Source organism: Comamonas sp. Y33R10-2, assembly GCF_019355935.1.
Taxonomy (GTDB): Bacteria; Pseudomonadota; Gammaproteobacteria; order Burkholderiales; family Burkholderiaceae_C; genus Comamonas.
Genome location: NZ_CP079925.1, coordinates 3,346,339 through 3,371,015 on the forward strand (window position 1 = coordinate 3,346,339; position 24,677 = coordinate 3,371,015).

General features: G+C 56.6%; 24 protein-coding genes. 16 read left to right on the forward strand and 8 right to left on the reverse strand.

All coding sequences use genetic code 11. The features are described 5' to 3' along the window. Positions 1–360: 360 nt before the first annotated feature. A complete protein-coding gene (locus KUF54_RS15090; protein WP_219343581.1) occupies positions 361–960 on the forward strand; it encodes a polymer-forming cytoskeletal protein in 600 nt (199 codons plus the stop codon). A 75-nt stretch (positions 961–1,035) separates the two neighbouring features. Here KUF54_RS15090 and KUF54_RS15095 read toward each other — a convergent pair whose 3' ends face one another. Beyond that, on the reverse strand, positions 1,036–1,509 hold the full coding sequence (locus KUF54_RS15095) for an acyl-CoA thioesterase (protein WP_219343582.1): 474 nt from the start codon (positions 1,507–1,509) through the stop codon (positions 1,036–1,038). Positions 1,510–1,621: 112 nt separating this feature from the next. Between KUF54_RS15095 and KUF54_RS17465 the strand changes: the two genes are divergently transcribed. The 4 genes from KUF54_RS17465 (at position 1,622) to KUF54_RS15115 (ending at position 6,610) form a co-directional block, all read left to right on the forward strand. Further along, positions 1,622–2,206, forward strand: coding sequence for a hypothetical protein (locus KUF54_RS17465; RefSeq protein ID WP_255576153.1), 585 nt, complete (start codon positions 1,622–1,624; stop codon positions 2,204–2,206). Next, positions 2,164–3,984 carry an ABC transporter ATP-binding protein/permease gene (locus KUF54_RS15105; RefSeq protein WP_219343583.1) on the forward strand — a complete coding sequence of 607 codons (1,821 nt, stop codon included), beginning with the start codon at positions 2,164–2,166 and terminating at the stop codon, positions 3,982–3,984. Before KUF54_RS17465 ends, KUF54_RS15105 begins: the two co-directional genes overlap by 43 nt. 42 nt (positions 3,985–4,026) lie before the next feature. Then, positions 4,027–5,556: a nucleotide pyrophosphohydrolase gene (locus KUF54_RS15110; protein WP_219343584.1), complete on the forward strand. Its 1,530-nt coding sequence runs from the start codon at positions 4,027–4,029 to the stop codon at positions 5,554–5,556. A gap of 109 nt (positions 5,557–5,665) precedes the next feature. Then, complete coding sequence (locus KUF54_RS15115; RefSeq protein WP_219343585.1) at positions 5,666–6,610, forward strand: 2-hydroxyacid dehydrogenase; 945 nt, start codon at positions 5,666–5,668, stop codon at positions 6,608–6,610. 240 nt (positions 6,611–6,850) lie between these two features. Here the strand turns inward: KUF54_RS15115 and KUF54_RS15120 are convergent, their stop codons facing one another. From KUF54_RS15120 to KUF54_RS15130, 3 genes are all read right to left on the reverse strand, one after another. Further along, positions 6,851–7,888: a DctP family TRAP transporter solute-binding subunit gene (locus KUF54_RS15120; RefSeq protein ID WP_219343586.1), complete on the reverse strand. Its 1,038-nt coding sequence runs from the start codon at positions 7,886–7,888 to the stop codon at positions 6,851–6,853. A 170-nt stretch (positions 7,889–8,058) separates the two neighbouring features. After that, positions 8,059–9,357, reverse strand: a complete 1,299-nt coding sequence (locus KUF54_RS15125; RefSeq protein WP_219343587.1) for a TRAP transporter large permease — start codon at positions 9,355–9,357, stop codon at positions 8,059–8,061. Further along, entirely contained in the window at positions 9,354–9,917 is a 564-nt protein-coding gene (locus KUF54_RS15130; RefSeq protein ID WP_219343588.1) for a TRAP transporter small permease, read from the reverse strand. Before KUF54_RS15130 ends, KUF54_RS15125 begins: the two co-directional genes overlap by 4 nt. A 363-nt stretch (positions 9,918–10,280) precedes the next feature. Between KUF54_RS15130 and KUF54_RS15135 the strand changes: the two genes are divergently transcribed. The 5 genes from KUF54_RS15135 (at position 10,281) to KUF54_RS15155 (ending at position 14,980) form a co-directional block, all read left to right on the forward strand. Beyond that, positions 10,281–11,231, forward strand: a complete 951-nt coding sequence (locus KUF54_RS15135) for a LysR substrate-binding domain-containing protein (RefSeq protein ID WP_219343589.1) — start codon at positions 10,281–10,283, stop codon at positions 11,229–11,231. Positions 11,232–11,660: 429 nt separating this feature from the next. Beyond that, positions 11,661–12,560: a transporter substrate-binding domain-containing protein gene (locus tag KUF54_RS15140; RefSeq protein WP_219343590.1), complete on the forward strand. Its 900-nt coding sequence runs from the start codon at positions 11,661–11,663 to the stop codon at positions 12,558–12,560. 115 nt (positions 12,561–12,675) lie between these two features. Beyond that, a complete protein-coding gene (locus tag KUF54_RS15145) occupies positions 12,676–13,428 on the forward strand; it encodes an amino acid ABC transporter permease (RefSeq protein WP_219343591.1) in 753 nt (250 codons plus the stop codon). Between the two features lies 1 nt (position 13,429). After that, a complete protein-coding gene (locus KUF54_RS15150) occupies positions 13,430–14,101 on the forward strand; it encodes an amino acid ABC transporter permease (protein ID WP_219343592.1) in 672 nt (223 codons plus the stop codon). A gap of 141 nt (positions 14,102–14,242) precedes the next feature. Next, on the forward strand, positions 14,243–14,980 hold the full coding sequence (locus tag KUF54_RS15155; RefSeq protein ID WP_219343593.1) for an amino acid ABC transporter ATP-binding protein: 738 nt from the start codon (positions 14,243–14,245) through the stop codon (positions 14,978–14,980). Between the two features lie 142 nt (positions 14,981–15,122). Here the strand turns inward: KUF54_RS15155 and rocF are convergent, their stop codons facing one another. Then, positions 15,123–16,091, reverse strand: a complete 969-nt coding sequence (rocF, locus tag KUF54_RS15160; RefSeq protein ID WP_255576154.1) for an arginase — start codon at positions 16,089–16,091, stop codon at positions 15,123–15,125. 2 nt (positions 16,092–16,093) lie between these two features. Further along, positions 16,094–17,200, reverse strand: coding sequence for an ornithine cyclodeaminase (locus KUF54_RS15165; RefSeq protein ID WP_219343594.1), 1,107 nt, complete (start codon positions 17,198–17,200; stop codon positions 16,094–16,096). Positions 17,201–17,323: 123 nt separating this feature from the next. Here KUF54_RS15165 and pyrC point away from each other — a divergent pair, with 123 nt between their 5' ends. The 6 genes from pyrC (at position 17,324) to KUF54_RS15195 (ending at position 22,219) form a co-directional block, all read left to right on the forward strand. After that, positions 17,324–18,361: a dihydroorotase gene (pyrC, locus tag KUF54_RS15170; RefSeq protein WP_219343595.1), complete on the forward strand. Its 1,038-nt coding sequence runs from the start codon at positions 17,324–17,326 to the stop codon at positions 18,359–18,361. A gap of 242 nt (positions 18,362–18,603) precedes the next feature. Continuing rightward, on the forward strand, positions 18,604–18,969 hold the full coding sequence (locus tag KUF54_RS15175; RefSeq protein ID WP_219343596.1) for a hypothetical protein: 366 nt from the start codon (positions 18,604–18,606) through the stop codon (positions 18,967–18,969). A gap of 89 nt (positions 18,970–19,058) precedes the next feature. Next, the gene (locus KUF54_RS15180; protein WP_219343597.1) at positions 19,059–19,925 is read left to right on the forward strand and encodes an NYN domain-containing protein; all 867 of its coding nucleotides are present in this window, start codon (positions 19,059–19,061) and stop codon (positions 19,923–19,925) included. A 5-nt stretch (positions 19,926–19,930) separates the two neighbouring features. Further along, positions 19,931–20,725, forward strand: a complete 795-nt coding sequence (locus KUF54_RS15185) for a DUF3025 domain-containing protein (RefSeq protein WP_219346429.1) — start codon at positions 19,931–19,933, stop codon at positions 20,723–20,725. 114 nt (positions 20,726–20,839) lie between these two features. Further along, positions 20,840–21,712: a protease HtpX gene (gene htpX, locus KUF54_RS15190; RefSeq protein ID WP_219343598.1), complete on the forward strand. Its 873-nt coding sequence runs from the start codon at positions 20,840–20,842 to the stop codon at positions 21,710–21,712. A gap of 129 nt (positions 21,713–21,841) precedes the next feature. Continuing rightward, positions 21,842–22,219 (forward strand): YXWGXW repeat-containing protein, encoded by a 378-nt coding sequence (locus KUF54_RS15195; RefSeq protein WP_219343599.1) that lies wholly within the window; start codon positions 21,842–21,844, stop codon positions 22,217–22,219. 1 nt (position 22,220) lies between these two features. On the opposite strand, the gene KUF54_RS15200 is transcribed toward KUF54_RS15195, so the two are convergent. Together KUF54_RS15200 and KUF54_RS15205 are read right to left on the reverse strand one after the other, a co-directional pair. Continuing rightward, the gene (locus tag KUF54_RS15200) at positions 22,221–22,772 is read right to left on the reverse strand and encodes a VUT family protein (RefSeq protein ID WP_219343600.1); all 552 of its coding nucleotides are present in this window, start codon (positions 22,770–22,772) and stop codon (positions 22,221–22,223) included. A 12-nt stretch (positions 22,773–22,784) separates the two neighbouring features. Beyond that, positions 22,785–24,569 carry an NAD(P)/FAD-dependent oxidoreductase gene (locus tag KUF54_RS15205; RefSeq protein ID WP_219343601.1) on the reverse strand — a complete coding sequence of 595 codons (1,785 nt, stop codon included), beginning with the start codon at positions 24,567–24,569 and terminating at the stop codon, positions 22,785–22,787. Positions 24,570–24,677: the final 108 nt, after the last annotated feature.

Here is a 24,677-nt window from a genome sequence, read left to right on the forward strand (position 1 = left end):
TCAACAGCAAGTGCTCGAAATCACTCAGCTCAGATCTTTCCAATACCTAGGTGAATTAGCACTTCTTTGCTGATGAGTCGTTATCGGCAGATACCGTGATTTATCTCGTTTCTCCAAAGCTCTCCTAAAAAGAGAGCGCCTTATCCTTGTTGATCGTCGACCTGAGGCGTGAAATGCTTTAAAAATAGGCAACTTAACACTTACCTAGATGCAGCTAAATATTGCATGGTGTGAAATGAAGCAATGCATGAAAGTAACTGAAACTTGTGAAAGCTTTGCTTACTGTTCTTGCGAGATGACGGCAAATATAGTCATTGATGCTGCGTAGGATCGGCGTTTTCTGACAAGGAGGCTCCTGCCATGGCTGTGCAAAACCCGTTTTTCGGTAAACGCGATAACGATACTTTTTCTTCCCGCAATTCCGCGACGGGGCTTCCTTCGGTGGGTACGTTGAATAACTCCGGCCTGGGTGTACCGGCATCGAGCAATATGCGACCCGTAACACCGCCTGCTGCAACTGGAACTACGACTGAAGAAACTGTGGGCAGCCAGCTCACCGTGGGACCCAACATCAAGCTCAAGGGCGTAGAAATTACCGACTGCGACACGCTGGTGGTGGAAGGCACGGTTGAGGCCACGATGAACTCACGCGTCATCAAGATTGCGGAGCGCGGCGCTTTTCATGGCACGGCAGAAATCGATGTAGCCGAGATTCATGGCTGCTTCGAAGGCTCGTTGACTGTGCGCGAAAAGCTGGTGATTTACGGCACTGGCAAGGTCAGTGGCAATATTCGTTACGGCAAGGTTGTGATTGAAGAGGGCGGTGAGCTAACGGGTCAGATTGAAGCGGGCCCTGGTACTTCAGCACCCGTTAATAAGCCTAAATCGAGTATTTCGACTGGCGGCTTGAGCGCGGTAGCCAAGTCGGTTGAAGTCAGCAGCATTGCCTCTGTTGCCTAAGTAGCCTGAACTTCAGCGCACAGCCCACAAAAAAGCGACTCGTGAAGTCGCTTTTTTGTGGGCTGAAGAAAAGACTCAGCTTTGCTCAGGCGTGTTTTTTTCTTGCGCCAGCAACGCTTCGCGCCAAGCGCGCGTCTGTTCGGTGTCGGGCAGTTCTTGCGGCTTGCCGGTGGCATCAATGGCGACATAAGTCAGGCGGGCTTCAGTCACCTTGACGAACTTCCCTTGGTCGGAGAAACGTTCGGCAAACACTTCCACATTCACGGTTACCGAGGTGCGGCCCACTTTCAGCACCCCGGCGTAAAACGACAGAATGTCGCCCACACGCACGGGCTGCTTGAAGATGAATTCGTTGACTGCTACCGTCACCATGCGGGTGTGACTGATGCGCTGGGGCAGCACAGAACCTGCCAAGTCCACCTGAGCCATTACCCAGCCGCCGAAGATGTCGCCATTGGCATTGACATCGGCAGGCATGGGGACGACTTTGAGTACCAACTCTTTGTCTTCGGGCAAAGGCTGAGGGGGAAGGTTGGGACGAGGTGGCATGGATGTCGCGGGCACAGAGGTAAAGGTGGAATTGTGCTTCAACTTCGGGTTTCTACTAGGGCGCTGAAAAATACCAATGACGCCGGTTCAGGAAAGTGAGTAGGTGGTAACTATGAATCTGCTTTCGTGGTCGTTGTATGGGGTGTTGTGCCTAGTGCTGGCGGGCTGCGGCATTTCACCCGTCGTATATGACCAGAAAAATGATCCTGCACAGCAACTGTCGCAAGGATTGAGTGGTACTTCCGAGCTCTGTCATCCCGATCGATTGACAAACGCCCAGGCGCAGGAGCAGCCGGGGCCATTTTCGGCACTCATTCCCACGCAAGCACTGGCTGCCAGCGCAAACGGCAAGCGCGTTTGCTGGGGCGGTGGTTTGCGCACAATCGAGGCTGTTAAAGGTGAGCGTGACTGCGTGGTCATGCTGTATGCGGAACTCAGCCCCAAGATCATCTGGGGCTGGCCGCGTGAGGCATCGTTTTTCATGGCCTGCGGGCCGGGCCACTATGACAGGAAGCTGCTTCAGCCGTTTACCTTGGGTTTGATTAGCGGAAAAGTGATGGGGCAGGCAGAATTCGCAGGCGTTCCCATTCCCGTCATAGAAATAGAAGCCTTCTACCGAGCTTCAGACTGCCTGCAAGGCGATACCTCCCCACAATGCGTTCACGGTCACATACAACCCCAGAAGAAGCTGCAATAGCGGCGCCCAACCCCGACTCGGCCACGCTGCGCCGCCTCATCCCTTTCATCCTGCAATACAAGTGGCGCGTGCTGGCGGCGCTGCTGTTCATGCTGGGTGCCAAACTGGCCAATGTGGGTGTGCCTGTCTTGCTTAAGTATCTGGTCGATGCGCTGGACATGAAGCCCGGTCAGGCGCAGGCGGTACTGGTCGTGCCCGTGGGGCTGCTGCTGGCCTATGGTCTGCTGCGCTTTTCAACCACCATGTTTACCGAGCTGCGTGATCTGGTCTTTGCCAAGGCCACGCAGGGAACTTCGCGCTCGATTGCGCTGTCGACTTTTCAGCATCTTCATGCGTTAAGCTTACGCTTTCACTTAGAGCGCCAAACGGGCGGCATGACACGCGATATCGAGCGCGGCGTGCGCAGCACCGAATCGCTGATCTCGTATTCGCTTTACTCCATCCTGCCAACGCTGATTGAAATGCTGCTGGTGCTGGGCATTTTGGCGGTGCGTTTTGATGTCTGGTTTGCCATCATCACGCTGGCGGCGCTAGTTTTCTACATCACCTTCACCGTCACAGTGACTGAGTGGCGCACGCGCTTTCGCAAAGAAGCCAATGCGCAAGAGTCTGCAGCGCACACCAAGGCCATTGATTCGCTGCTGAACTACGAGACTGTGAAGTACTTCAACAACGAAGCTTTCGAGTCCGAACGCTACGACGAGAACCTAGAAAAGCTTCGCCGCGTGCGCCTGAAGAGCCAGACCACGCTGTCCATGCTCAATGCCGGTCAGCAACTCATCATTGGCACGGCGCTGGTCGCCATCCTGTGGCGCGCCACGCAGGGCGTGGTGGATGGTCGCCTGACGTTAGGCGATCTGGTCATGATCAACGCTTTCATGATTCAGCTTTATATTCCGCTCAATTTTCTGGGTGTGATTTACCGCGAAATCAAGCAGAGCCTGACCGATCTGAACCGCATGTTCACGCTGATGGATAAAGACCGCGAAGTCGCCGATGCACCCAGTGCGCAGCCTCTGCAGCTGAATGATCAACCGCCTGAAGTGCGCTTTGAAAACGTGCAGTTTGCGTACGACCCGGCACGACCCATCCTGCACGATTTGAGCTTCACCATTCCGGCTGGCAAAACTGTGGCTGTGGTGGGCCCTTCCGGCTCCGGCAAGAGCACGCTGGCACGCTTGCTGTTTCGTTTTTATGACGTGCAAGTCGGCCATGTGCGCATTGCGGGCCAAGATATTCGCGATGTGACCCAGACCAGCGTGCGCCGCACGGTAGGCATAGTGCCGCAGGACACCGTGCTGTTCAATGACACGGTGGAATACAACATCGCCTATGGCCAGCCGGGTGCTTCGCACGAGCAGGTCGTAGCAGCCGCTAAAGCCGCGCGAATTCACGACTTTATTGAGGCTACGCCGCAGGGCTACGCCACGCGTGTGGGTGAACGTGGCCTCAAGCTCTCTGGCGGTGAAAAGCAGCGCGTGGCCATTGCCCGTACATTGCTGAAAAATCCGCCCATCCTGATTTTTGATGAAGCCACATCGGCCTTGGATAGCGCCAACGAACGCGCCATTCAAAATGAGCTGCGCAGCGCTGCGCAAGGCAAGACATCGCTGGTCATTGCGCACCGCTTATCCACCGTGGTTGAGGCGCATGAGATTCTGGTCATGGACAGCGGCCGCGTCATCGAGCGGGGTACGCATGAGGAACTATTGGCTGCGGGGGGACGCTATGCCAGCATGTGGAATCTGCAAAATGCAGGTGAGGTGACAGACGCCTGAGCGGACTGCATTGAGAGCAAAAAAATAAAGGGAGAGATAGGTATGAACATCAAGGCCATGCAAAAAAGGCTGCGCGACTTTGCTGCAGCCAGAGATTGGGAGTCTTTTCACTCGCCCAAGAACTTAGCGATGGCCTTGATGGTGGAATCCGCGGAGCTGCTGGAGCTTTTCCAGTGGTTGACAACGGCGCAATCTCACACCCTGACCCAAGCTCCGGGAGATCGAGAAAAAGTCTCTGATGAAATCGCCGATGTGCTGCTCTACTTGCTGCAAATTGCCGATAAAACAGGTATCGATATTGAAGAAGCGGTCGAGAAAAAGCTCATCAAAAATGCGCACAAGCATCCAGCCAAGCACCCGCAGGCAGACCCACCTGCCCCCAAGGTGCATCTGTTGGTGGATTGGGAGAATGTGAAGCCAGACGCTGCAGCTTTGAAGCAGTTGGTGCCAGAGGGAACGGACGTTTGGCTATTTCATCCGCCGGCGCAACGCATGGATGTGGAGCAACATAAGAAAGTCTATGGCTCCAACAGTGTGACATTGGTCGAGCGCACAGGCTCTGGCAAAAATGCGCTGGACTTTCAGTTGAGCTATTACGCAGGCTATTTGATGGCTCGCCAGCCCGGCGCGCGCTTTGTGGTGGTGTCTAACGACAAGGGCTACGAGCCCATGCTGGAACATGCGCGAAAGCTGGAATTTCATGCGATGCGGGCTGAGTATTACAAGCCTGCCAAAAAGGTGGTTCCAGTCGAATCGAAGCCAGCCGAGCCGCTGAAAACAAAACCGCTAAAGCTCAAAACAGTCGCTTCGCGACCTGCGGAGTTGACGCCGCCTTTACCTGCAGCGGAGCCTACATCGGCGCGGATTGCTTTTCGCGTGAAGAATAGGCTCAGTTGGCTGCCCGTGGATCAGCGACCTGCGACTTGGACGGCGCTGCTTCTTTTGGCGCAAAGCCTAATTGTGGAGCGCGTTGCAAACAAGAGTGATCTTGCGGAAAAAGCCTGCAAAGTGCTGCAGCTCTATGGCACTGTCATGCGAGATGTGGATAACGGTGATGTGAAGTACCAAGGCATTGAGGCCACTATGTCCAGTGCGGCATTGGTGCCTGAGTTGGCAAAACCTGTTTCTGCCTCCCTTGTCTCCTCTACGCAAATCGCTCGCAAAAAGATCAGAAAAGAGCAGCCTGCCGTCAAACCAATATTGAAGACCGAAGCGGGTGTCGGGGCTAAAGCGAACAAAGAAAAGCGGACTCAACCAGCTGCGAAATCTCAATTCAAAGTTGCCGTGCAGACTGGCGCAAAGCCCAAGCAGGCAGTCAGTCATATTGCAAAGAAAGTAGAGGCGTCGCTGAAAAAAATGTCGCCCAACTTGCCTTCGCACCGCGAAGGTTTGATGAAGGTGATTGCAACGCATTTCAATCCTTCTACGGCTCAGGATATGACGCCCCAGCAAGTCTGTGTCGTTTTGCAGGCAAGACAGGTGGTGAAGATTTCACCTCAAGGCGTGGTTCTATACTTTGGCGCAGCTAAGTCGATCAAGCCTCTGTCGTCGGTAGTCCCGCAGCAGGCTTGATGGTGAATGTGCTTTTCACGAATGTTGCGGCTGCGCACGCATTCACAATGTGGGTTTTATTGTTCACAGGTGTTGCCGTTCTGAGGGAATGCCTGCATCTTCGTCCGTCATGAAGCCTGTTCTGCTCGTTCTCAATCTGCAAGTTCCTGTCCATCTCCAACAGATGGAGCAAACGTTTCCCGCTTTTGATGTGATCTACGCGCCCGAGGCTGATCAGGCCGAAGCTGCGATTGCGGCGCACGGCGCACGCGTGCAATGCGTGTGCACGATTGGTGCTTCTGGCCTGTCTGCGGCGCAGATGCAGCGCATGCCCAAGCTGTCGCTGGTGTGCGCCATGGGCGCGGGTTACGAAAACATTGATGTGACCTATGCCAAGGCGCATGGCATTGCCGTGGGCAACGGCGCAGGAACCAATGATGAATGCGTGGCTGACCACGCTATGGGTTTGCTGATTGCCGCCGTGCGCGGCATTGTGAAGCTGGATAAGGCCACGCGCGCTGGTGTTTGGCGCTCGGCCTTACCGCTGCCGGCCAATGTGTCTGGCAAGCGTTTAGGCATTGTGGGTCTGGGTGCGATTGGCACAAAAATAGCGAAACGTGCAGCGGCGTTTGATATGCCGATTGGTTATCACAATCGCAAGCCTAAAGAGAGCGTCAGCTATCCGTACTTTGACGATGTACTGACGTTGGCTGCTTGGGCTGATGTATTGCTGGTGGCTACGCCCGGCGGCGCGGGGACTCGGCATTTGATCAATGCGGAGGTGCTCAATGCGCTGGGTGAAAAAGGCGTGTTGGTGAATATTGCACGCGGCTCAGTCGTGGATACCAAGGCGCTTGCCGATGCTGTGCGCGCAGGCCGCGTGGCTGGTGCCGGCCTTGACGTATACGAGAGCGAGCCGCTGCCGCCGCAGGAGTTGATAGACCTAGACGCTGTTGTGCTGACCCCGCATGTGAGCGGCTGGTCGCCTGAGGCGGTGCAGAACTCTGTGGACCGATTCATCGCCAATATGCGCTGCCATCTGGAGGGTAAACCACTGGTGTCGCCGGTTGCATGATGCTATTGATTTAGAAGCTACTTGTCACGAATTTACATTGAGTTTGAATGAATTTTTTATTGAATCCATTGAATATTCAGGACTTGTAGCTATCATTTAAGTATCAAAAAATCCCCACCGGAGTGATCCGAACGGGGATTTTTTCATTCTGCGATCAGAACTAACGCGTTTTAGCAAGGGCCGCCCCGCCGCGAAGGTTTTGTCCGCCTTGGGGGAAGGCCGCCTAGCCGCTCAGGGGGCTTACTTCTGGCTTGCAGCAATGGCTTTTTCAGCCTTTTCGACCAGCGGTGCACCGATCTGGCTCTTCCACTTGTCAAACACAGGGCGTGTGGCTTTCACAAAGGCATCGCGCTCAGTGACTGTGGGGGTGGTGACGGTCACGCCCAGTCCGGCCAGGTCTTTGAGCAGAGGCTTGTCGGCCTCAATCAGGCCCTTGCGGGCGATGGCGATTTCTTCCTTCGCTGCGTCCAACGCGGCTTGCTTGACGATGGCTTGATCAGCAGGCGTCCAGCTGGCCCACACGTCTTTGTTGACGACGAAGATCAGTGGGTCGTTCATGTAGCCCCACATGGTCAGGTGCTTTTGGCCCACGGACTGCAGCTTGGCGGCCATGTAAACGCCCAGTGGGTTCTCTTGACCATCGACGGCGCCGCTGGCCATGGCCGGTTGCGCATCAGCCCAGCTCATTTGCGTGGGGTTGGCGCCCAGCGCGGTGAAGGTGTCTAGGAACAGAGGCGAGCCGACGACGCGAATTTTCATGCCCTTCAAGTCGGCAGGCGTCTTGATGGCGTGCTTGGAGTTGGAGATTTCGCGGTAGCCGTTTTCACCCCAAGCCAGTGGCACCACGCCAGCTTTGTCCAGTGTCTTGAAAATTTCTTGGCCGACTTCACCCTGCGTTACCGCATCCACCGCCTTGAAGTTGGGGAAGAGGAAGGGCAGGGAAAACAGGTTCAGCGACTTTACCTGAGGCGACCAGTTGATGGTCGAGCCCACAGCCATATCAATCACGCCTTGGCGCAGTGCGGAAAATTCACGCGTTTGGTCGCCTTGCACCAGCGATGTGCCGGGGTAGAGCTTGATGTTGATGCGGCCCTGAGTGCGCTCGCGCACCTTGTCGGCCCACAGCTCGCCGCCCTTGCCCCATGGGAAGGCGGTGCCCAGCACCAGCGACATGCGGTATTCGCTCTTGTACTTGGTTTGGGCCATGGCCATAGGTGATGCGAAAGCTAGAGCGGCAGCAGTCGCCACAGCGGATGCGAGGAAGGTGCGAAGTTTCATGGGGTTTGTCTCCTTTTAAAAAATCTTGCAGTGCTGGCTTGCCTGAGTGCACTGCGTTTTGAATAGGCATGATTCATGTCAGCAGACACCGCGCAAAGGGCCGCCCCGGCGCTCTGGTGTCGTCCCCTTTATCGAAGGACTAAAGGGAGGCGGCCAAGCCGCTCAAGGGGTTAGTAACCAAGCTTTGCGGGTAACCAAAGCGCCAGTTGCGGGAAGGCGATGACCAGAATCATCACCATGAACATGGACAGCAGCATCCAGCCCACCCAGCGTACGGTGGATTCCATGCGCACGCCGGCAATGCGGCAACTGACCATCAGGTTCACGGCCAGCGGCGGGGTGAATTGGCCCAGCGCGACCTTGAGCGTCAAAATCACGCCGAACCAGACAGGGTCCCACTGGTAGTGATTCATGATGGGCAGCAGCAGCGGCACAAAGATCAGGAAGATCGAGATGCCGTCCAGAAACATGCCCACGGTGATCAGCAGCAGGATCAGCAGACCCAGCACGCCATACTCGCCGAGGCCGGAGTTGACGATGGCGTTCGCCACCGGGTCAATTACGCCCAGAGTGGACAGCGAGAAGGCAAAGATGCCGGCCAGTGAAACCACCAGAAAAATGATGGCGGACAGCTCGCCCGCCTCGCGCAAGATGGGGAACAGGTCGCGCACGCCGATGGTGCGGTGAATCACCATGCCGACGAACAGGCCATAGAACACTGCCACCACGGCAGCCTCTGTCGGCGTGAACCAGCCCATGCGCATGCCGCCCAGAATCAGCACCGGTGCAGCCAGACCCCAGGCCGCTTCGCGCAGACTTTTCCAGAATTCTGGGCGAGGCATGGACGCTTCAAGAGCGCCCATCTTGTGCTTGCGCGCCATCCATACGGCGGGAATGATGAGCGCCACACCGGCCAGAATGCCGGGGATCATGCCCGCAGCAAACAGCGCAGGCACTGAAGCGCCGGGTACCAGCACGGAGTAGATGATGAAGGCAACCGAGGGTGGAATCAGGATGTCGGTGGCTGCCGCTGCGCCAACCACGCTGGCCGAGAAGCTCTTGGGGTAGCCGGCGCGACTCATGGCCGCAATCATCACGCCGCCGACAGCCGCTGCATTGGCCGGGCCAGAGCCCGAGATGCCGCCCAGAAACATGGCCACGGCAATGGCGACCAGCGGCAGCATGCCGGGGCCACGCCCCACGATGGCGACGGCAAAGTTCACCAGTCGCAAGGCCACGCCAGAGCGGTCAAAAATCGAGCCCACCAGCACAAACATGGGAATGGCCAGCAGCGGATATTTGCCCAGACCGGCATAGAAGTTCTGCGGCACGGCCAGCAGGCCAAACCACTGGGTATCCGCATTGGCCAGCGCAATAGCGGCGGCCCCAGCCAGCCCCAGCGCCGCGCCAATGGGAACGCCAATGAACATCAGGCCCAGAAAGGCCACAAACAGCAAGGTAGCAATCATGCGATCTCCTTGCTATGGTCTTTTTCAACGGGCTCTTCGCTGAAAGCGCCGCTCTTGCCTTGGCGAATGAACAGACCCAGAGCGCGCAACGTAATTAGCGCAGAGACGACGGGCAGCCAGATGGAATACCACCACTGCGGCAAGCCAATGCCGGGTGATGTTTCTTCATAGCGGAAGTCATCCCAGACCACGCGCACGCTAAGCACGGCGATCAGGGCAAACAGCAGCGCCATCATGAGCGAGCCAAAGCGGGCCAGTGATTTACGGCGGGCCGCAGAGCCGCCTTCGGCAAAGAATTCGATGCGAATGTGCAGATTGCGCGCCACGGCGGCAGAGCCTGCAACCAAGGCCAGCAAGATCATTAAAAAGACGGAGATCTCTTCGGTCCAGGCAAAGGAGGAGTTGGTTAAATAGCGCACCAGAACATTGGCGAAGGTAATCAGGGCGAGGGCCGCCATGATGATGACCGTCAGCCAGTCTTCGATGCAAAGGGAGCGGGGCTCATTGGAGGCAGCGCCAGTGCTGGCAGCAGCATCGGTCTCGGGAGGAGTGGAGGACATGAACGCAGGAAGTCAGAAAGCACATAGGGATCAGGGCAACTCATTGAGATGGCGTGATCTGCGCGTATTCAATGAAATGCTCTTAATGTTGTCCTTGGCCTTCACAGCGTTGTGCACCGAGATGGTATGGAGAAGTCAACACATCGGTTAGATGCAAGGAAGATTATCAAGTGATCTGTATCTCCAGACTTACATCGGATGGCAGGCATTACCCTAGTGTTTGTTGGAGTCGCTGAAGTAGAAAAGAAAGGCAGGAGTTTTGTGATGGCTGAAGGGCATTGACTGTGTTGACTGCGCTAACTAGCTCATAAGGATTAACTCAGTCGCACGACTTTGGTGCAGGGCAGCGGATAATGGGGGACTATGGAAACCAAATGGCTTGAAGATTTTGTCAGCCTTGCTGAAACGCGCAGTTTCAGCCGCTCGGCCCAGTTGCGCCACGTTACGCAGCCCGCTTTTTCACGCCGCATTCAGGCGCTGGAGGCTTGGGCGGGAGCGGATCTGGTTGACCGCAGCTCCTACCCCACTCGCCTGACACCTGCAGGCAAGACCATGTATGAGCAGGCGCTAGAAGTACTGCAGTCCCTGCAAAGCACTCGCTCCATGCTGCGCGCTCATGTCAGCGCGGGCAAGGGTATGGTGGGCTTTGCTGTGCCACATACATTGGCGTTTACCTTTTTCCCCAATTGGGTCTCAGCGGTACACGAGAAATTTGGGCCGTTCCGCAGCCGCTTGTTTGCGCTCAATGTGCATGATGCGGTGATGCGATTGGTTGAAGGCGGTTGTGATCTGCTGATTGCGTACTACCACTCTTCCCAGCCATTTCAGCTCGACCCTGCGCGCTATGAAATGGTCAGCTTGGGCCATGAGGTGCTGGCTGCCTATTCCAAGCCTGACGCGGATGGCAACCCCATTTTTACGCTGCCGGGCCAACAAGGCCAGCCTTTGCCTTATTTGGGCTATGCCGCAGGTGCATATTTGGGCCGTGTGACGGAGCTGATTCTTAAAGAGTCTTCTGAGGCCGTTCACCTTGAGCGCGTCTATGAAACCGATATGGCCGAAGGCCTCAAGGCCATGGCGCTTGAAGGCCATGGCGTTGCTTTCTTGCCTTACAGCGCAGTGCGAGGCGATCTTGAGGCGGGCCGTTTGGTGCGAGCTGTGCCAGAGGGCATGAACGGCTTTCAAATGGACATGGAAGTGCGTGCCTACCGTGAAAAGCCTCAGGGTGATGCGCCTCAGGGTGGGGCGGCTGCACTTTGGGCCTTCTTGAAGGAACAAAGCGAGACAGCCAACGGTGACGTTAAAGCGGTATAGCTGTATAGCGCTTGGCGCGTTTTATTCAACTGGGCCTTTAGGCCCTTTTGTCATTTTTGGAAAGCTGAAGCTGTAGGTTGTTAGTTTTGTAAGTGTTAACCCGTACTTCATGCATGCGGTTAACCCTAAATATGCAAGTAGAACATAAGGATTTTTGCCATCGGCATTAGCCATCAAAGTGGCTTAAGGATTAGAGTTCGCACCTTGCGCAAAAAGTGGTGTTGCTTTGCAAGCTTGATTTTTCCGATAGTGAGTGCGTGCATATGCATTCTCCATGCGGGTAAAGTCTTAGAAATTTTTGTATTGCAGCCCTCTTCATGACTGCACAATGGGTGCGAAACGTTCATTAATATTGCTTGTCTCCCCCCAAAAAGGGCAGGACGTTAATGAATGACAAGCATTTTTGATCCTTACCAATAGGAGATTCATATGAAGAAGCAATTGTTAGCCATCGCAGTAACCGCACTGGCCGCTGGTACCGTGTTTGCACAGGCCAACGACACACTGGCCAAGATCAAGTCTTCGGGCAGCGTCACTCTGGGCGTGCGTGAGTCGTCCGGTCTGGGCTATACCCTTGGCAACGGCAAATACGTGGGCTTCCACACCGAAATGGGCGAGCGCATTCTGAAGGACGTTCAGAAACAATTGGGTTTGACAGCTTTGGAAGTGAAGTACCAGCCTGTGACCTCGCAAAACCGTGTTCCTTTGGTGCAAAACGGCACCGTGGACATCGAGTGCGGCTCCACTACTAACAATACAGCTCGTCAGAAAGACGCAGCTTTTGCTGTCACCACATATGTGGAAGAAGTGCGCATTGCTACACGTGCAAACTCCGGCATTACCAGCATTAAAGATCTGAACGGTAAGACCATCGTCACAACGACTGGTACTACTTCCGTGCAGACCCTGCGCAAGAACAAGCGCGCTGATGGCCTGACTTTCAAGGAAGTTATGGGCAAGGACCATGCGGACAGCTTCTTGATGCTGGAAACCGGTCGTGCCGACGCCTTCATCATGGACGGCTCCATCTTGGCTGCCAACATCTCCAAGTCCAAGGCTCCGGCCGACTACAAGGTTGTGGGCGAAGTGCTGTCGGTGGAACCCATCGCCTGCATGATGCGCAAGGATGACCCTGCTTTCAAGAAAGCTGTGGACGAATCCATCGTGCGTCAGATTAAGGATGGCTCTTTGACCAAGCTGTATGACAAGTGGTTCATGCAACCTATCCCACCGAACAATGTGAAGGTTGGCTTGCCTTTGTCGGCTGCAACTAAGGATGCATGGGCGCACCCCAATGACAAGCCCATGGAAGCTTACGAAGTTAAATAATCTCACCTGATTGGTGAACCGCCCCTTCTGCCACGCGGTTTGAAGGGGTTTTTTTGTTAAGAAGAGTGGTGTGAGTGTTTGCCCTCATTAACTAACAATAGAAAGAGGTGCTCGTATGAGTTGGGATTGGCAGGTGTTCTGTCAGGACACCATTACCCAAGAGGTCGGGCAGAGCTGTTTTGGTAAAAACGGCGACATCACCTACTTGGATTGGATGATGTCCGCCTGGGGCTGGACAGTGTCAGTGGCTTTGCTGTCGCTGGTGATTGCACTGGTCTTGGGCGCTGTGATTGGTACTTTGCGTACTTTGCCTGATCGCCCGTGGATCGTGCGCCTAGGCAACGCCTGGGTGGAGCTGTTCCGCAATATTCCTTTGCTGGTTCAGGTGTTCATCTGGTATCACGTGATTCCGGCCATGGTGCCTGCGCTGAAGTCATTACCTGGCTTTGTGCTGGTGGTGTTTGCGATTGGCTTTTTTACGTCGGCGCGTATTGCAGAGCAAGTGCGTTCAGGCATTCAAGCTTTGCCGCGTGGCCAGCGCTATGCGGGTTTGGCAGTGGGCTTTACTACGTTCCAAACCTATCGCTATGTGCTGCTGCCAATGGCGTTTCGCATCATCATTCCGCCGCTGACTAGCGAAGCGATGAATGTGTTCAAAAATTCTTCCGTAGCGTTTGCTGTGTCGGTGGCTGAACTGACCATGTTCGCCATGCAGGCACAGGAAGAAACTGCGCGTGGCGTTGAGGTCTACCTTGCTGTCACGGCTCTGTATATGATTTCCGCCTTCGTCATTAACCGCATCATGGCTTTTATTGAGAAGCGCTCACGCGTTCCCGGCCTGATTACAGCTAGCGGTGGAGGCCATTGATATGAATCTCAACCTCGACTGGTCGTTTTTCTCTTGGGATCTTTACACCAATTTTGTGGCCAAGGGCCTGGTGTTCAGCTTGACCCTGACAGTGATTGCCACACTGGGCGGCATTCTCTTTGGTACGTTGCTGGCGCTGATGCGTTTGTCGGGCAAGAAGTGGCTGGAAGTTCCGGCTGTAATCTATGTCAACGGCATGCGCTCCATCCCGCTGGTGATGGTGATTTTGTGGTTCTTCCTGCTGATGCCAATGATCATTGGCAAGCCTATCGGCGCAGAAACTTCGGCCATCATTACCTTTGTGGCGTTTGAGGCGGCGTATTTCTCTGAAATCATGCGCGCCGGTATCCAGTCCATTCCACGCGGTCAGGTCCATGCGGGTCAAGCTATGGGTATGACCTACGGCCAGAACATGCGTCTGGTGGTGCTGCCTCAAGCCTTCCGCAACATGCTGCCCGTGCTGCTGACACAGACCATCATCTTGTTCCAAGATACCTCGCTGGTCTATGCCATTGGCGCCTACGACATGCTCAAGGGCTTCGAGATTGCGGGTAAGAACTACGGTCGCCCTATCGAGTCCTATCTGGCAGCCGCCGCGACTTATTTTGTGATCTGCTTTGCACTGTCGTGGATCGTCAAGCAGTTGCATAAAAAAATAGCGATTATTCGATGACACCCCCTGAGTCGCTTCGTGCCTTTCCCTTGAAGGGGATGACAGCCTTTGCTGCGGGACGGCCCTTGCTGGGCGCCCGTATAGATGGCTCCGCTGCTGCGGGCGTTGTGATGGATAACTGACACGAGTCGGAGTTAAAAAATGATTGAACTCAAGAACGTTTCTAAGTGGTACGGCAGCTTTCAGGTGCTGTCCGATTGCTCCACCAACATCAACAAAGGTGAGGTGGTGGTGGTTTGCGGACCTTCTGGTTCGGGAAAATCCACTTTGATTAAGACCATCAACGCGCTGGAGCCCTTCCAAAAGGGGGAGATCTTTGTGGACGGCACTGCGGTGCACGACCCCAAGACTAACCTGCCCAAGCTGCGCAGCCGCGTGGGCATGGTGTTCCAGCACTTTGAGCTGTTCCCCCACCTGTCGGTGACAGAGAACCTGACCATCGCGCAGATGAAGGTGCTGGGCCGCAGCGCAGCCGATGCGAAAACCCGTGGCCTGAAGATGCTGGACCGTGTGGGCCTGACCGCTCACAAGGACAAGTTCCCTGGTCAGCTGTCGGGTGGCCAGCAGCAGCGTGTGGCGATTGCCCGTGCGCTGTCTATGGACCCTATCGTCATGCTGTTTGACGAGCCCACTTCCGCGCTTGACCCTGAAATGGTCGGCGAAGTGCTGGACGTCATGATGGGCTTGGCCAACGAAGGCATGACCATGATGTGCGTGACCCACGAAATGGGCTTTGCCCGCAAGGTGGCCAGCCGCGTGATCTTTATGGATGTGGGCGGCAAGATTTTGGAAGACTGCAGCAAGGATGAATTTTTCGGTCACCCCGAAAACCGCCAGCCGCGTACCAAAGAATTCTTGGCCAAAATCCTGCAGCACTAATGCAGTGAACAGGCAGCAAAAGGCGCTCGAAAGAGCGCCTTTTTTATGCCCCAAAACTGACGAAATTCAACCCAGAGACAGTAAGCAAGGGCCGCCCCGCAGCGATGCTGTCGCCCCCCTAGTGGGGAAGGCGCGAAGCGCCTCAGGGGGTGTCTCTCATCAACACACTTTGGCCAAATAGACTCTGCACCAAATCCACCACCAGCTCGGCCGTCTGGTTGCGTAAATCAAGGGCAGGGTTCAGCTCCACAATGTCTAGCGACGCTAGGCGACCCGTGTCGGCAATCATTTCCATGCACAACTGGGCCTCACGGTAAGTGGGGCCCCCGCGTACCGCAGTGCCGGTGCCGGGCGCAATATCGGGGTCAAGAAAGTCCACATCAAAGCTCAGATGCAGGTGAGTGTTTTCGCCTTCGCTGCCTAGCAGCCCATCCAGCGCGCGGCGCATGACTTCACGCATGCCCAGCTCATCAATGGCACGCATGTCGTAAACCTCCAGCCCCAGTTCGCGAATCATCAGTTTCTCACTGGTGTCAACGCTACGCAGTCCAATCTGGCAAAAGGCCGAAGCGGGCAGAGCTGGCACTACGCCTGACAGTGATGCCAACTCCGCAGGCCCCAGCCCGCACAGGCTCGACACTGGCATGCCGTGTAGATTACCGCTAGGTGAGCTTTCGGGTGTGTTGCAGTCCGAATGCGCATCAAGCCATAGAACGCGCAGGCGCTTGCCCGTGTCGCGGCAGTGCCGTGCTACGGCGCTGATGGAGCCTGTGGCCAGCGTATGGTCGCCGCCCAGCATGATAGGTAGGCGGTTTTGTTGCAGCACATCGAGTATGGCGTCATGCGCGATCTGGTTCCAGCACAGGCATTCGGCCAAGTTGCGCATTCCCTGCGCATCGCGCTCGCCACGCGGGTTGGCGGGGCCGGCAAGATTACCTACGTCATTAACGGCAACCCCTAGCCGCTCAAGCGCAGGGGCCAGTTGGGCAACGCGCAAAGCATCAGGCCCCATAGCAGCGCCCAGCCGCGATGCACCCACATCGGTGGGGATTCCAATCAAAGTGGCTTGCATAGCTTGGCTTTCAGAGGTGAACGATGGGGTGTGGTTCATGGTCAGGCGGATTTACGTTTCGCCAAGTTGATGACTTGCGCGCCTTGTTCTTGGCGCACCATGGCGAATAAATCCTTGGGGTCGGCCAGCGATGGCACTAGCTCAATTTGCGACAGCAGGCCGAAGCGATGGGCGAGGTCATGCATGGTGCGCAGGGCTGAATAGTCTTCGAGTGCAAAACCCACGGAGTCAAACAAGGTGATTTGTTCAGGCGTCGTGCGCCCTGATTCAAGCCCCTGAACCACGCGCCACAGCTCGGTCACTGCAAAGTCGGCTGGCATTTGCTGCAGCTCGCCTTCAATGCGTGTTTGCGGCTCGTACTCCACAAAGACCTGTGCACGCTGCAAGGCGGATGCATCGAATTCGGTTTTTCCCGGGCAGTCACCGCCCACGGCGTTAATGTGCATTCCGGGCTCCAGCAGATGACCGGAGATGATGGTGGCGCGGGTTTTGTCTGCAGTGACGGTGGTCACAATGCCCGAGCCTGCTACGGCATCTTGCACGCTGGTGCAAATGTGGACCGTGGCAGCAAACTGCGGCAAAAAAGGCTGGAGGTTGCGTAGCAGTTTTTGAGTGGTGCCAGGGTCAATGTCAAACAGGCGGAGTTCTCTCACCCCCAGCATTTCCATAAAGGCCAGTGCTTGGAATTCGCTTTGCGAGCCATTGCCGATCAGCGCCATGCTGCGGCTGTTGGCGCGGGCGAGGTGGCGTGCCGCCATGACCGAGGTGGCGGCAGTGCGCAAAGCCGTGGTCAGCGTGAGTTCGCTCACAAAGCGCGGCATGCCGGTGGCAACATCGGCCAGTGCGCCAAACGCCATCACCGTGGGCAGGCCGTGGCTGGGGTTGAGCGGGTGGCCGTTGACGTATTTGAAGGCGTAGTCTTGTGCATCCGCTACAGGCATTAACTCGATCACACCATACGCTGAATGAGCGGCGGTGCGCGCGCTTTTGTCAAAGTCTTGCCAGCGCCCAAAATCGGCTTCTATGGCCTCTGCCATCAGGCGCAGCACTTGGGTGATGCCAACGTGAGCGACGAGGCGCCCTGCATCGCTGGCGCTCAGAAAGTCGGTATGAATGGGCCCTGCTGGTTGGCGTTGAGGAATAGACATGCTGCATCCTCCTTTGCTCCATTCTTGAGGATTTTGGCCCTGAAAGCCAGCGGTCGCCAATAGAGAAGCCTGCACTGGCGTAAGCCAGAAGTTGCGGGCGGCGATGGTGGGAGAATAGGGCTCATGACTCAGACACTCACGATCACCCGCCCCGATGATTGGCACTTGCACGTGCGTGATGGCGATGCCATGCGCTGTGTGGTGCCGCACACCGCCCGCCAGATGGGCCGCGCCATCATCATGCCCAACCTTAAGCCGCCAGTGACTACGGCTGAGCTGGCCATTGCTTACCGCGATCGCATTCTGTCGGCCGTGCCCGCAGGCAGCCAATTCCAGCCTTTGATGACGCTGTATCTCACGGATAACCTGGGCCCCGATGAAATCGTGCGTGCCAAGGCTGCTGGTGTGGTGGCCTGTAAGTTGTACCCCGCCGGTGCCACGACGAATTCCGACCACGGCGTGACCGATCTGCGCAAAATTTACCCCACGCTCGAAGCCATGCAGCGCGAAGGTTTGGTGTTGCTGGTTCACGGTGAAGTCACCGATCAGAGCGTTGACTTGTTTGACCGCGAGGCCATGTTTATCGAGCAGCAGCTCATGCCCCTGCGCACGGACTTTCCTGAGCTCAAGATCGTCATGGAGCATGTGACGACCAAGGAAGCTGCCGAATACGTGGCAGCGGCTGACCAATTTCTGGCCGCCACCATCACGCCCCAGCACTTGCTGTTTAACCGCAACGCCATCTTTTTGGGCGGCGTGCGCCCGCATTTTTACTGCCTGCCAGTTTTGAAACGCGAAACCCACCGTTTGGCATTGGTTCAGGCCGCTACCAGCGGCAGCACCAAGTTCTTCTTGGGTACGGACAGCGCACCGCACGCTGCGCACTTGAAGGAAGCTGCTACAGGTTGCGCCGGTTGCTACAGCGCCCACGCCGCTATTGAGATGTATGCCGAAGTGTTCGATGCCGTCGGTGCGCTCGACAAACTCGAAGGCTTTGCATCGTTTAATGGCGCAGACTTCTACGGCCTGCCGCGCAATACCGACACCATTACCTTGATCAAAGAGAGCTGGACACCGCCTGTGAGCTTTGAGTACGGCGAAGGCGCCCAGCTCAAGCCGCTGCGCTTTGGTGATGCGTTGCCTTGGAAGATGCTGGATTAAAAAAGGTAGCAAGATGCCTTGAAGTCAGCTTGATTTCTAGGCGATCAGGCTGTGAAAATAAGAAAGGAGTAGGGCTGCCTGCTCCTTTTTTTTCATATCGGGAAGCCTTGTTGTTTGCAATCTGTAAATGTGAGTAGAAGTAAGCGCGTGAGGTGAATGGCAAGCATGCTTCTAAGATGCCGCGGTCGTGTAAGCAAATACGGCATGTATCTGATGAATCAACCATTTCTGGGAGGGATGTGATGACTGTTCGACACACTTGGGCTGTAGTGGCTGCTACCTGTTTTTTCACTGCAACCGCTGGCGCTGCACCATTGGATGAGAGCACCAAAAAACTGGTGGGCTTTGCCGCTTCCATGACCGAGATGGCCAAGGCCTGCAAACATCTGACTGCTGGTGAGATCGATGCCTCTCAGAAGCAGCAGCGTGAGGCGATGCTGGAGCAGGGCGCAGATGCTAAGGCCTATGACGCAGCTTACGCAGCAGCCCAGACCCAGTTCAGCCAGCGCTGGGCTGGTATGCCGGCCGCGCAGCAGAAAAGCTCGTGCGAGCAGGTGAAAAAACAAAGTGAGTTGGCTGCAGCACAAGTCAATAAGATGGGCAAGTAACGCTGCGCATTGCTGGCCCGTGGCCGCTGCTTCGCAGCGCTGGGCCGTATTGCTTGTACGGTATGAATGTGTGCCAAAGGGGAGAACCCATGACAGATGCTATTCAGTCTCGCATTGCCTTGTTGATCGACGCGGACAATGCGCCCGCAGAGATGATTGATGAAATCCTGACAGAGTTGTCCACCTTCGGCCTCATCAACATTCGCCGCGCCTATGGCAACTGGACTAAACCGGGCCTGAATGGCTGGCAGAGCAAGCTGCTGGAAAATGCCGTGCGGCCCATGCAGCAGTTCGATTACTCCAAAGGCAAGAACGCTACCGACATGGCGATGACGGTAGATGCGATGGAGTTGCTCTATACGGAAAAGCCGGACGCCTTCGGCATCGTCTCCTCCGATGCAGATTTCACTCCACTGGTCATGCATCTGCGCGCCAAGGGCGCTGCCGTCTATGGCTTTGGCGCCGCGCAGACGCCGCGCGCTTTTGTGAACGCCTGCTCCCGCTTTCTGTACTTTGATGCTTTGCTGGAGCTGGGCGATGGCATCACCAGCCGCAGCGATCGCCGCGATTCCCAAGACGCATTGCAAGAAGCCGATGCTGCAGCGCGCAAGCCTGCGCAGTCCACCAGCCATGCTATGCCTACAGGCGGTACAGACATTGAGCCACCAGCTTGTGCCAGTTTGCGGGTGCCATCACATCTGCTGCGTGAGGACCGGCCACTGATCGCCATGTTGCGCGACGCCATCAAGGCCATGCAAGATGAAACCGGCTGGGCACGCATCAGCGATGTAGGCACCCATATCGGTAACAAACGCTCTTTTGATGCGCGCAATTACGGCTATGCCTCGCTGACCAAGCTCATGGCCGCAACTCAGGTGTTTGAGTTGCGCGATGAAGGCACGGCCCGCGTAGCGGTGCGCGACAAACGGGCGACGGGTGATGAGGTAGCGCATTGACCGCTGTGGATAACTTGGCTGCTGAGCAGGCAACGGATTGGCGTATTGACTGGCAGGCCCCGTGGCTTGCTGCGCTGCGAGAGCTGGGCCAACAGGCGCATGGGCTGGTGCAGGCTGGTGCGACAGTGGCCAGCGGCTTGCAATATGTGAAGCAGGCGCATGGTTTGCTGCCGGGCTGGCAGTTTGTGGATCAGCAGCAGTTGCCTGTAGGCCAAGCGTATGAGGCCTTTATTTGCAACCAGCGCTGCATTCCCACTCGCAACAATTTGCATGACTTCTTTAACGGCTTAATCTGGCTGCATTGGCCTAATCTCAAGCAGCAACTCAATGCACTGCAGGCGGGCGAGATTGAGAGCCAAGGCGTGGGCGCACAGCGGGGCCGCTTGCGTGACTCGATCACGGTGCTAGATGAAAACGGCGGCTTGCTGCTGGCGCCACAGGCCTTGTGCGATGCATTGCGAGAAAAACGTTGGCAGGACTTGTTTGTGCACCAGCGCGAGCTGTGGGCGCAGGCTCAATTCTTGCCCATTGGCCACGCCTTGCTGGAAAAGCTGGTGCAGCCGCGCAAGGCGATCACGGCGCATGTGATTTGCGTGCCGATGGTGCAAGCACCAGCAATGTGTACGGTGGAGGCCGCGGATGCGTGGTTGAGCGAGCAGTTGCGCAGCGCATCTTGCAATCTGGTGAATAAACCCTATCTACCCATTCCCGTATTAGGAATCCCGGGCTGGTGCCTGCAAAACCAGAACTTTTCCTTCTATGATGACTCTTTAGTATTCCGAGCCTCGCGTACCGCATAAGCACCATAACAATCGGTACGGGCAGCAAAAAGCTGGCTTGATAAGCATTCGCTGCACACAGGCGAAGCATCAAGGGTTTGGGTCATTTTGTCCTCTGTGTGGAGTACATCCTCGATGAAACGTATTGCCTTATTTCTTTTGACCAACATCGCCGTTGTGGCGGTGCTGGGCATTGTCGCCAGCTTGCTGGGCGTCAACCGCTACATTGGCCCCAATGGCCTCAATATGAGCTCCCTGCTGGGCTTTGCCTTCATCATGGGCTTTGGTGGCGCGATTATTTCGCTGCTGATCTCCAAGCCCATGGCCAAGTGGACCTCGGGCGTGCAGATCATTAACGAGCCCCGCAATGCGGATGAGGCTTGGATCGTCAACACCGTGCGCGGCTTTGCGGACAAGGCCGGTATTGGCATGCCTGAGGTGGGTATCTATGAAGGTGAGCCCAATGCCTTTGCCACGGGTGCTTTCAAGAACTCGGCGCTGGTCGCTGTCTCTACCGGTCTGCTCGAAGGCATGACTCGTGAAGAAGTCGAAGCCGTGATTGCTCACGAAGTGGCCCACATCGCCAACGGCGACATGGTCACCATGACGCTGATTCAAGGGGTGATGAACACCTTCGTGGTCTTCTTGTCGCGCCTGATTGGCTACGCAGTGGATAGCTTTTTGCGCAAGAACGATGAAAACAGCTCTGGCCCCGGCATTGGCTACATGATCACTACCGTGGTGCTGGACATTTTGTTTGGCTTTGTCGCCGCCATCATCGTGGCCTGGTTCTCGCGTCAGCGTGAATTCCGTGCCGATTCGGGCGCTGCACAGCTGATGGGTAACCGCCAGCCCATGATGAATGCGCTGGCCCGTCTGGGTGGCATGCACCCCGGCGAGCTGCCCAAGAGTGTGGCTGCCATGGGCATTGCCGGTGGTATTGGTCAACTGTTCTCGACCCACCCCCCACTTGAAGAGCGTATTGCTGCGCTGCAAAATGCGCGCTAACCGCAGGTGAATTGCAAGCTGATATGTAAACGGCCCTAGCAGCTCTTTACGCAGCCTTCACAAGCCCCTGTCAACAAATGGCAGGGGCTTTTGCGTTGTAGATGTAGGCTTGTATCTTTAGGAGTGCTTATGCCTCTTCTGTCTCAAAATTCAACCCGCCGCCTGTTGCCCGCCTTGTTGCTGGGTGGGGCTGCGGCCTTGCTTGGCGGCTGTGTGGTAGCTCCGGCTTACCCTGGCTATTCGAGCTATGGCAACGAGGTCATGGTCGGCGATGTCTATGCGCCAATGGCACCGCCGCCTCTGCGCACTGAAGTGATACCGATTGCACCGTCGCCTGCCTATGTATGGATTGGCGGCTCATGGGGCTGGGGCGGTGGCCGCTACAACTGGAACCCCGGTCGCTGGTCTATGCCGCCTCGCCCCGGTTACGGCTGGAATGCCGGTGGCTGGAATCATGGCCCGCGTGGTTGGCATGGCGGCGGCGGTCGTTGGGGCCCGCGTCGCTAAGTCAAGATTGGGGCGCAGCGTTTGCGCGCCCCATCAGTAGGCGAAATGGCAGCAGCAGGCACACGCCCAAAGCCAGCTTGACACCTAGATCACCCAGTGCCCAAGTCACCCACGGCAGGTCTTCGCCAGCAAAGCCAATGCTCCAAAAGACTGCGGTATCCAGACAGGCGGCAAGCACCGTGGCAATCAGCGGCGCGCGCCACCAGTGGCTGTGGCGCAGCTTGTCGAACACTGAAATATCCAGCATCTGCGAGCAGGCAAACGCCAGCCCTGAGGCCGCCGCAATGCGCGGCGGAGCCAGCAGGGCCGAGGCGAGCACTGCGACCGCAAAACCTACCCATGCCACGCGCTTGGCTTGCGCCGGGCCAAAACGCCGGTTCACCAGCTCGCTGACCAGAAAGGCAAACGGGTAGGTGATGGCCCCCCAAGTCAGCCAGTCATTGATGGCGAACTGAACGAGGATGTTAGAGGCCAGCACCACAACGCCCATGGCCGATACCGCCAGCAGCAGGGCTGACTTATCGGGGCGCGGGTAGGCTGTGTGCAAACTCATTGGCGTGGAGTTTTACAAGGCCCCACCGGAGCCACGCGAGCCAGAAGATGGCACCGGTAGACCCAAAATGGCGCAGGCCACGGCCTCACCCACCTTGATGCCATCCACACCCGCCGACAAAATGCCGCCCGCGTAGCTGGCGCCTTCACCGGCAGGGTACAGACCGCGTGTGTTGTCGCTTTGAAAATCCGCGCCACGGCCAATTTTGACGGGCGATGAGGTGCGGGTTTCCACACCGGTCAGCACGGCGTCATTCATGTCGTAGCCGTGAATCTTCTTGCCAAAGGCGGGAAGGGCTTCGCGCATGGCTTCAATCGCGTAGGCGGGTAGGGCTTGGTGTAGGTCGCCCAGATAAATGCCGGGCTTGTACGAGGGCTCCACTGCGCCCAACTCTGACGATGGCGTGCCCGCCACAAAGTCGCCCACCAACTGGCCGGGGGCGCTGTAGTCTTGGCCGCCCAGCTCATAGGCTTTGGACTCTAATTGGCGCTGCAGCACCACGCCAGAAAGAGGGTGGAACTCACCTTTTTTCAGCTTTTCTGCGCCCAAGGTTTTGCCGTCAAACGCCCAAGCAAAGCTTGCTGCGTCTTGCGGGTAGTCTTCGGGGCTGATGGCGCAGACCATACCTGCATTGGCATTGCGTTCGGCACGCGAGTACTGGCTCATGCCGTTGGTGACCACGCGTCCGGGCTCGCTGGTCGCCGCCACCACGGTGCCGCCGGGGCACATGCAAAAGCTATAGACCGCACGACCGTTCTTGGCGTGGTGCACCAGCTTGTAATCTGCAGCGCCCAGCAGCGGGTGACCTGCATCTTTGCCCCAGCGTGCGCGGTCAATCACGCTTTGTGGGTGCTCGATACGGAAGCCGATAGAAAACGGCTTGGCCTCCATGGCCACGCCGCGCTCGAAGAAGTTTGTGAAGGTGTCGCGTGCGCTATGGCCTAGCGCCATCACCGCGTGGTGCGTGGGCAGGTAGTAGCTTTCCCCGGTGACTTGATTGAGTACTTGCAGGCCGGTTAACTGACGCTGGCCATCGACTTCCTCAATCTGCACATCGGTCACGCGCTGCTCAAAGCGGATTTCACCGCCCAGTCGCACGATTTCATGGCGAATACCTTCCACCAGCTTGACCAGCTTGAAGGTGCCGATGTGGGGGTGGGCGGCGTAGAGAATCTCGGGCGGCGCACCATAGGTCACAAACTCGGTCAGTACCTTGCGACCCAGATGGCGCGGATCCTTGATCTGGCTGTAGAGCTTGCCGTCAGAGAACGTACCGGCACCGCCTTCGCCGTACTGCACATTGGATTCGGGCGTCAGCTCGCGCTTGCGCCACAGACGCCATGTGTCCTTGGTGCGCTGGCGCACCGTCTTTCCGCGCTCGAGCACGATGGGCTTGAAACCCATCTGAGCCAGCACCAGCGCTGCAAACATGCCGCAGGGGCCAAAGCCCACGACCACGGGGCGATCTGCCATATCAGCAGGCGCTTGACCAATGGGCGTCCACCGCATGTCTGGCGTGGGGTTGACGTGGGAGTGGTCCGCAAAGCGCGCCAGCAGCGCGGCTTCCTGGCTTTCATCGGCCAGCGTGATGTCGACGATGTAGACGGCCAGAAGCTCAGTCTTGCGTGCATCAAAGCTGCGCTTATGCACTTGCAATGCGGCAATGGCCTTGGCGGGCAAACCCAAGCGCTCAGCAGCTAAGGCCGTGAGCTTTTCAATGGGTTGAAATTCGGTGTGGTTATCGGGGTGATATTCCACCGCCGACAAAGGGAGTTTGAGTTCTGCGATGCGGATCATGGCTTGTACCTATCAAGCAAACACAGATTATAATCAAATAATTATAAGAGAGGGTGTGATGAGGTTAACTGGATTGTTTTTTGCATTGGTGAATTTATTCTTTATATT

Coding starts and splice junctions, on each gene's coding strand:
- KUF54_RS15135 (WP_219343589.1), top strand. CDS start 10,281: ATGGAAACCAAATGGCTTGAAGATTTTGTCAGCCTTGCTGAAACGCGC.
- KUF54_RS15155 (WP_219343593.1), top strand. CDS start 14,243: ATGATTGAACTCAAGAACGTTTCTAAGTGGTACGGCAGCTTTCAGGTG.
- pyrC (WP_219343595.1), top strand. CDS start 17,324: ATGACTCAGACACTCACGATCACCCGCCCCGATGATTGGCACTTGCAC.
- KUF54_RS15130 (WP_219343588.1), bottom strand. CDS start 9,917: ATGTCCTCCACTCCTCCCGAGACCGATGCTGCTGCCAGCACTGGCGCT.
- KUF54_RS15175 (WP_219343596.1), top strand. CDS start 18,604: ATGACTGTTCGACACACTTGGGCTGTAGTGGCTGCTACCTGTTTTTTC.
- KUF54_RS15120 (WP_219343586.1), bottom strand. CDS start 7,888: ATGAAACTTCGCACCTTCCTCGCATCCGCTGTGGCGACTGCTGCCGCT.
- KUF54_RS15180 (WP_219343597.1), top strand. CDS start 19,059: ATGACAGATGCTATTCAGTCTCGCATTGCCTTGTTGATCGACGCGGAC.
- KUF54_RS15150 (WP_219343592.1), top strand. CDS start 13,430: ATGAATCTCAACCTCGACTGGTCGTTTTTCTCTTGGGATCTTTACACC.
- KUF54_RS15195 (WP_219343599.1), top strand. CDS start 21,842: ATGCCTCTTCTGTCTCAAAATTCAACCCGCCGCCTGTTGCCCGCCTTG.
- KUF54_RS17465 (WP_255576153.1), top strand. CDS start 1,622: ATGAATCTGCTTTCGTGGTCGTTGTATGGGGTGTTGTGCCTAGTGCTG.
- KUF54_RS15115 (WP_219343585.1), top strand. CDS start 5,666: ATGAAGCCTGTTCTGCTCGTTCTCAATCTGCAAGTTCCTGTCCATCTC.
- KUF54_RS15110 (WP_219343584.1), top strand. CDS start 4,027: ATGAACATCAAGGCCATGCAAAAAAGGCTGCGCGACTTTGCTGCAGCC.
- KUF54_RS15095 (WP_219343582.1), bottom strand. CDS start 1,509: ATGCCACCTCGTCCCAACCTTCCCCCTCAGCCTTTGCCCGAAGACAAA.
- KUF54_RS15140 (WP_219343590.1), top strand. CDS start 11,661: ATGAAGAAGCAATTGTTAGCCATCGCAGTAACCGCACTGGCCGCTGGT.
- KUF54_RS15205 (WP_219343601.1), bottom strand. CDS start 24,569: ATGATCCGCATCGCAGAACTCAAACTCCCTTTGTCGGCGGTGGAATAT.
- KUF54_RS15090 (WP_219343581.1), top strand. CDS start 361: ATGGCTGTGCAAAACCCGTTTTTCGGTAAACGCGATAACGATACTTTT.
- htpX (WP_219343598.1), top strand. CDS start 20,840: ATGAAACGTATTGCCTTATTTCTTTTGACCAACATCGCCGTTGTGGCG.
- KUF54_RS15200 (WP_219343600.1), bottom strand. CDS start 22,772: ATGAGTTTGCACACAGCCTACCCGCGCCCCGATAAGTCAGCCCTGCTG.
- KUF54_RS15165 (WP_219343594.1), bottom strand. CDS start 17,200: ATGTCTATTCCTCAACGCCAACCAGCAGGGCCCATTCATACCGACTTT.
- KUF54_RS15125 (WP_219343587.1), bottom strand. CDS start 9,357: ATGATTGCTACCTTGCTGTTTGTGGCCTTTCTGGGCCTGATGTTCATT.
- rocF (WP_255576154.1), bottom strand. CDS start 16,091: ATGAACCACACCCCATCGTTCACCTCTGAAAGCCAAGCTATGCAAGCC.
- KUF54_RS15105 (WP_219343583.1), top strand. CDS start 2,164: ATGCGTTCACGGTCACATACAACCCCAGAAGAAGCTGCAATAGCGGCG.
- KUF54_RS15145 (WP_219343591.1), top strand. CDS start 12,676: ATGAGTTGGGATTGGCAGGTGTTCTGTCAGGACACCATTACCCAAGAG.